The 7043-nt window shown below is 68.6% G+C and carries 5 protein-coding genes and 1 pseudogene; 3 read left to right on the forward strand and 3 right to left on the reverse strand.

Annotated elements, in window-relative coordinates; genetic code table 11:
- Positions 1–4 precede the first annotated feature (4 nt).
- Positions 5–1006 carry an ArsR/SmtB family transcription factor gene (locus VGR06_RS00845; RefSeq protein WP_327556962.1) on the reverse strand — a complete coding sequence of 334 codons (1002 nt, stop codon included), beginning with the start codon at positions 1004–1006 and terminating at the stop codon, positions 5–7.
- A gap of 153 nt (positions 1007–1159) precedes the next feature.
- On the opposite strand from VGR06_RS00845, the gene VGR06_RS00850 reads away from it, so the two are divergent.
- The 3 genes and pseudogenes from VGR06_RS00850 (at position 1160) to VGR06_RS00855 (ending at position 3144) form a co-directional block, all read left to right on the forward strand.
- Complete coding sequence (locus VGR06_RS00850) at positions 1160–2002, forward strand: alpha/beta hydrolase (RefSeq protein WP_327556963.1); 843 nt, start codon at positions 1160–1162, stop codon at positions 2000–2002.
- Positions 1963–2154 (forward strand): annotated as a pseudogene (locus VGR06_RS43755) (RICIN domain-containing protein); the annotation flags it as partial. The gene VGR06_RS00850 and the pseudogene VGR06_RS43755, both read left to right, overlap by 40 nt.
- Positions 2155–2181: 27 nt before the next feature.
- On the forward strand, positions 2182–3144 hold the full coding sequence (locus tag VGR06_RS00855) for an RICIN domain-containing protein (protein WP_327556964.1): 963 nt from the start codon (positions 2182–2184) through the stop codon (positions 3142–3144).
- A 127-nt stretch (positions 3145–3271) separates the two neighbouring features.
- Here the strand turns inward: VGR06_RS00855 and VGR06_RS00860 are convergent, their stop codons facing one another.
- A complete protein-coding gene (locus VGR06_RS00860; protein ID WP_327556967.1) occupies positions 3272–4417 on the reverse strand; it encodes a GGDEF domain-containing protein in 1146 nt (381 codons plus the stop codon).
- A gap of 216 nt (positions 4418–4633) precedes the next feature.
- Positions 4634–6835 (reverse strand): (Fe-S)-binding protein, encoded by a 2202-nt coding sequence (locus VGR06_RS00865; RefSeq protein ID WP_327556965.1) that lies wholly within the window; start codon positions 6833–6835, stop codon positions 4634–4636.
- Positions 6836–7043: the final 208 nt, after the last annotated feature.

Genomic DNA, 7043 nt, shown 5'->3' on the forward strand with positions numbered 1-7043 from the left:
GCGCTCAGCCTAGGGCGACGAGTTGCGTGGCGAGGTCGTCGATGGCCTGCGGGGCGACCTGGTAGAGGACGTAGTAGCCGTCGCGGTGGGCGTGCACGAGGTCGGCGCCGAGGAGCTTGCGGAGGTGGCCGGACACCGCGGCGCCGGACATGCCGAGGATGCGGGAAAGCTCCTGCGTGCTGCGTGGTTGCTCGCGCAGGAGGCGGAGAATGTCGAGACGGGGCTGGGCGGCGAGGGCGCGGAGCCGGGCCAGGACCATGGCCGGCTCGGTGCGCCGGGCGCCCCGGCTCGGTGGGACCACCGGGTAGGTCAGCCGCGGCGGCCACGGCTCGTCGCAGGTGATCCGCACGTGCGGCCAGGCGAAGAAGCTCGGGCTGAGGCGGAGCGGGCCGCGCTCGGCGAGGTCCACCCGGTGGTCGTGCGGCCGGTCCAGCCTGAGCGTGCGCGCGCGCTGGTTCACCGTCGCCGCCGGCACGAGCGTGTCGAGCGCCGGCAGCACGCCGGCCGTCATGGCCGACCCGGCGTCGGCCACGGCGTCCAGCATCCGTGGCTCGAGAGCCCGCCACTCCTCGGCGAACCCGGCCCGCCAGTACCGCTCCACCAGGCCGAGCACCTCGTTGAGCACCGCCACCGGATCGTCCTTGACCCGGTGCAGCCGCTCCCCGTCCGGGTCACCGGCCAGCTCGACCGCCCGGGTCAGCTCCTCGGCGACGCGGTCGGCGGGCAGTGCGGCGACCCGGTCCAACTCGTCGGCGAACCTGGAGACCAAACCGTCCGCCCCGGCCCCGAACAACTTGGGTGGCTCGTCCCGCACCAGCCACGACCACTCCCGCAGCCCCGCCCGCAGGCTCGCCGGCAGTTCCCGGCACCGCCGCACCCATGGCAGCTGCAGCGCATGATGCTCCGGCACGGCCAGCACGTGCCACGACTGCATCAGCTCAGCCAGCGGCGACAGCTCGAAGCAGACGTGCTCAGCGTCCGCCGCCGGCATCCGCAACGTGATCATCGGGCGATTATCTCTTTAACTAATCGGTTGCCCCTACACGGGGGGTCGAACTTTCGTTCATTACTGCGAGTCCTGGACCGATCGCGTAGCGTTGAGGCGGGGGTGCCCAAGGAAGCACAGTCCACCGACGACCGCCGAGTTACGCTCCTGGCCATGAGCACACAGGCCCCCACGTCGGGTTCGGTGCAGGTCGGCGGGTACCAGCTGGCCTACGACGACTACGGCACCGGCGAGCAGGTCGTCGTGCTGGTGCACGGGCTGCTGATGCGGCGCAGCATGCACGGCCCGCTGGCCGCCGAGCTCGCTCGGCACGGCTACCGGGTGATCTGCCTGGACATGCTCGGGCACGGCGACTCCGACCGCCCGGCGGATCGCCGGCTGCACTCCATCGAGCTGTACGGCCGGCACGTGCTCGGCGCACTGGACGAGCTCGGCGTCGACCGGGCCGTCATCGGCGGCACCTCGCTCGGCGCCAACATCGCGCTCGAGGCGGCGGTCCAGGCGCCCGCGCGGGTTCGCGGCCTGGTGCTCGACATGCCGGTCCTCGAGGACTCCCAGACGTTCTGGGCCTTCGTGATCGCGCCGCTGCTCACCCTGTTCTCCGCCGGCCGGCCGCTGTTGCGCGCCATCGGCTCGGTGGCCCGGCGCGTCCCCCGAGGCGCCTACCACCTCGACATCATCCTCGACTGGCTCCGCCCGGATCCCACTCCCAGCAAGCACGTCCTGCTCGGCCTGGTCTACGGCCGCAAGGCGCCGCCCGCGCCCGACCGCCGCGCCATCACCGCCCCCGCCCTGGTGATCGCCCACCGCCGGGACTACAGCCACGCCATCGCCGACGCCTACGACCTCGTCGGCGAACTCCCCAACGCACGGCTCATCAAGGCCAAGTCCATTGTGGAGCTTCGAGCCACGCCGGAGCGGCTCACCGAGGAGATCGTGGGATTCCTCTCCGGCTGCTGGCAGCGCGGCGAGGCGGTGCGGCTGCGGTCGGTCTAGGGACTCCCGAGGGCGGCTACCACCTGGTCAACAAGCGCAACGGGCTGTACCTGAGCCTGGTCGGCAACAGCACCGCCGACGGCGCACGGGTCGAGCAGAACTACCTCTGGCAGGGCGATCAGGCCGCCGCCCAGGTCTGGGACCTGGAGCAGGAGAAGCAGGACGACACGGTGCACGACGTGGGAACCGTCCAGGATCCGACCGACATCGGCGACGTGGTCCGGCTGACCGGTTTCCAGCGGCCCAGCCCAGAGCGAACCACGCCCCAGCAGATCGGGTACGTCGTGCTGCCCTTCCTGACGGTCAGCGACCCGGCGGTGCCCCGGGACCGGCAGGCTACCGACAATCCCTACTACGTGTTGAGCCGGCACGGGTACTGGAGTCTGGGGTACTACGACGAGGACGACGGCGTCTCGCAGCGCACCAGCGCCGACAAGGTCCAGGTCGGGCTGACCACCGGCAATGCGAGCGCGGTGCAGTCGACGGTGGGCATCTCCGTCGCCCTCGACGGGTCCATGGGTCTTTCCGGACTCACCCGCTCGCTCAGCGCCCAGATCAGCACCGGATTGCGGGCGACCACCTTCGTCGGCGCCGCGGCGTCCTCCACCAACTACATTCCCGTGTCGCACACCTACCCGGCCGGTAGCCGCGTCGCCGAGGCCATCTGGTTCAAAGAGGACAAGTACACCCTGACCCGACTGGACGGCACCGTGGTCATCGAGTGGGTGATGCGGGACCCGGACACTCGCATCACCGACGCTTACGTGACCCTGCCGCAACGGGCACGGCTGACCGCCAAGCACTCGGGGCAGCGGATCGACATCGCGGGCGCCGGTACCGACAACGGAGCCCGGGCCGTGCAGTGGTATGCCAGCGGCGACGACAACCAGAAGTTCAGCCTGGAGCCGACCGGCGACGGCGCGGGTGTCCTGCAGTGGGACGTCGGCACCGGCGAGAACCAGCAGTTCCGCGCGGAACCAGCCGGCGAGGGCCACTACCGCTTTGTCGCCCGGCACTCCGGCAAGATGCTCGCGGTGGAAGGCGCCAGCACCGACGCCGGAACCCGCCTCCTGCAATGGGCATCGGGCAGCAGCGACAACGAGATATGGCACATCGAGGCCATAGCGGACGCGGACTGGTGAGTGGGGGTTAGTTGCGCCCGGTGATCAGCAAACCGTCACCGTGTCCCTGCTGAAGGTTCGCCACGAACACACGGGTCGAACCCCAATCACGGGGCCACGAACCCCGCGGGTTCCGACCGGGAAACCTTTAGTTGTATTGAACTTGCGGATAAACGACGACCTGGTTGCGGCCGTTGGATTTGGCGGTGTAGACGCCGCGGTCGGCGCAGAGCAGAAGCTGTTCGAGGGTGGTGCCGCCGGCGGGGTAGATCGTCACGCCGATCGAGGCGCTGAGGTTGGCCACGGTGTGCGGGCCGGTGTCGGTGGGGACGGCGAGGGCCAGCTCGGTGATGCGGCTGCGTAATCGCTCGGCGATGGCGAGGATCTCGGGTCTGCTGGAGTCCGGCACGAGGACGGCGAACTCCTCGCCGCCGAAACGTCCGGCGGAGTCGTGCTTTCGGATCTCGTTTTCCAGCAGGCGGGCGATGGCCTTGAGAACCTCGTCGCCGGCGAGGTGGCCGAAGGTGTCGTTGACGCGTTTGAAATGGTCGAGGTCGATCATCAGGACGCCGAACGAGGTGCCGTCGCGCACGGCTCTGGCGAGCTGGCGACGGGCGCGGTCGTACCAGGCGGCCACGTTGAGCAGGCCGGTTTTGTGGTCGATGACGGCGAGATCCTCGAACTGTTTGACCAGGACCTCGCGGTGCAGCACGAGCACCGGCGGCACGACGAGCGCGACGTAGAACGCCGAGTGGGCCGCGGCCACACCGGCGAGCGCGCCGAGGCAGAGGGTCGCGGCCTCGAGCGTGTATTCGGCCCGGGAGACCAGCCGGGCTTCCGGCCGGCGGTGCAGCGACGCGGCCACGAACACCATCGCGGAGTTGACCACCAGAAAGGTCAGCGCCGCCAGGGCGATCACCATGGCTTTGCCGCCCTCGCCGGACCAACCGTAATAGCTCAGCACGCCATTGCCGGCCCGCAGGACACCGGTGCCGGCGAAGGCGCTGAGCATGAACATGGCCGTGGAGAACACCACGCGGTAGGCCGGCCGGTTGCCCATTCCGCGCCAGACCCGCACCCACAGGTGCACCTCGGCGACCATGATCAGCACACCGACCAGCGACCACGGCAGCACCACCGCGCCGGCGAATCCCCACACCGAGATCATGTTCACGTGGATTTTCCGCACGCGCTCGATGGTGCGGCTGGCCTCGGCCTGGAGCAGCGCCAGCCCGCCGAGCACCAGGAACTGCCGCCATTCCGCACCACCGGGCTGGACCAGCAGCGCGAACACGATTGTCAACGCCGCGGCGATTATCTCAGTGGCAAGAAAGTAACCCACGAGCGCTGGAGGCTGGCGCCACAGGGTGGGGCCCGAATCGCCCCCGCCCGCGCGGCGCCAGCGAAATCTCAACGCACTTGTCCCCCTCGTGCCCTACCGACGATGGCCGGCATGAGATGAGAGCGTAGCCGGTTGAACGGTCAATCGGGGCCTTTGTCGCCGGCGTTGTCAGCCCAGGCCGCGTTTGACGGACTCCAGCAGCAGTTGGGAGACGTCGCGCACGGTCACCCCGGTGCCGATGTCCTCGGACTGCCGCTGGGTCACTCCGTCGGTGACCATCACCCGGCAGAACGGGCAGCCGGTGACGATCTCCCCCGCGCCGGTGGAAATGGCCTCGTCCACCCGCTCGAGGTTGATCCGCTTGCCGATGTGCTCCTCCATCCACATCCGCGCGCCACCCGCACCGCAGCACAGCGCGCGGTCGGCGTGCCGGGGCATCTCGGTGAGCGCCGCACCGGACGCCCCGACCAGCTCACGCGGCGGCTCGTACACCTTGTTGTGCCGGCCCAGGTAGCACGGGTCGTGGTAGGTCACCGGCGCGCCGCCGTCCGCCGGCTTGACCGGGGTGAGCTTTCCCTCCCGCACCAACCGGTTCAGCAGTTGGGTGTGGTGCAGCACCTCGTAATGCCCGTTCGTGCCACCGAACGACGGGATCATGCCCTCGAGTTGCGGGTACTCCCGGCCGAGCGTGTTCATGCAGTGCGGGCAGGTGGTGACGATCTTGCGCTGCAGCGGCTCGCGGACCTCGAACACGCTGTTGAGCATCTCCGCGGTCTGTTGCGCCATCATCTGGAACAGGAACTCGTTGCCGGCACGGCGGGCCGGATCACCCGTGCAGGTCTCTTCCTTGCCCAGCACCACATACTTGACGCCGGCGATGTGCAGGAGTTCGGCGGTGGCGCGCACGGTCTTCTTCGCGTTGTCGTCGAACGCGCCGGCACAACCGATCCAGTACAGGTACTCGGTGTCCTCGGCGAGTTCGCCGTCGAAGACCGGCACCTCGAACGGAAGGTCCTTGGCCCAGTCCATCCGCTCGGAGTTGTTCTGCCCCCAGGGATTGCCCTTGTTCTCCAGGTTGCGGAAGAGCGTGCCGAGCTCGGTCGGGAACTCCGACTCGATCATCACCTGGTAGCGGCGCATGTCGACGATATGGTCGACATGCTCGATGTCCACCGGGCACTGCTCGACACACGCACCGCAGGTGGTGCAGGACCACAACACGTCGGGGTCGATCACACCGCCCTGCTCCAGCGTGCCCACCAGCGGGCGCGCCGCCTGGTCCGGCCCGGATCCGGGAACCCGGCCGAAGCCGGACTCCGGGACGTGGTCGCCGCTGTCGTGCACCTCGGCGGGAGTGTCCTCGGGCGCCTGCTCGCCCCCGATGAGATACGGCGCCTTGGCGAACAGGTGATCACGCAGATCCATGATCACCAGCTTGGGAGACAACGGTTTCCCGGTGTTCCACGCCGGGCACTGGCTCTGGCACCGCCCACATTCGGTGCAGGTGGCAAAATCGAGCATGCCTTTCCAGGTGAAATCCTCGATTTTCCCGCGACCGAAGACGTCGTCCTCCGCCGGATCCTCGAAGTCGATCGGCTTGCCGTGTGACTCCATGGGAAGCAGCGGGCCGAGGCCGTCCGGAAGGCGCTTGGCGGAGACGTTGATGGGGGCGATGAAAATGTGGAGGTGCTTGGAGTAGAGCACGATGATCAGGAACGACAGCATGACGCCGATGTGCAGGAGCAGGCCGACCGACTCGATCCACTCGTTCGGGGTGCCGCCCAGGGGTTCGAGCAGGTTCCCCACGCCCAGCGAGACGAAAGCGCCATTGTCGTAGGGGAAGTTGCCGGCTGCGCTCGACGCGCCCCGGAACAGGAACATCGTCCAGATCACGTTGAAGATCATGAACAGGATGAGCCACGCGCCGCCGGTGTGCGAGCCGTAGAACCTCGAGGCGCGCTGCCGGCGCTCCGGGGCCTGCCGGATCCGGATGATCGTGAACACGGCCAGGGAGAGGACGACGGCGACGGCGATGAAATCCTGGACGAAGCCCAGGACGGCCCAGCGGCCGATCAGCGGGATGTGGAAGTCCGGGTCGAAGAGGGCGCCGTACGCCTCGAGGTAGACGCTGCCGAGGATGACGAAGCCCCAGAAGGTGAAGAAGTGGGCGGCGCCAGGGACACTCCACTTGAGCAGCTTCCGCTGGCCGAAGACCTCCTTGACCTGGGCCAGCAGGCGGGCGGGGATCGAGTCGACGCGGTAAGCTGGCTGACCGGACCTGATCAGGTTGAACAGCCACTGGGCGCGCCGGCCCGCGATGGCGAGCACGGCCACAGTGATCACGAGGCCGAGGATCAGTCGAACCAGCACGAGCCCTCCGCATCGAGTAGCTACTCGGTGGTAACCGGACGTGGGGATCGTAGTACGTGGTCGGGTGCACGTGCCGGGTACGACCTGTGGGTTAGGGCACGGTAGACCCGGGCGGTGGGGGGCTTCGGGGTGGGTGCGGGGTTGACGGGGTGCGGTATTTGGGGTTGTTGTTTGGAGTGGGTTCGGGGCGGCGCATTTTCCGGGGTCG

The sequence above is a fragment of the Actinophytocola sp. genome, assembly GCF_036002505.1.
GTDB lineage: Bacteria > Actinomycetota > Actinomycetes > Mycobacteriales > Pseudonocardiaceae > DASYTH01.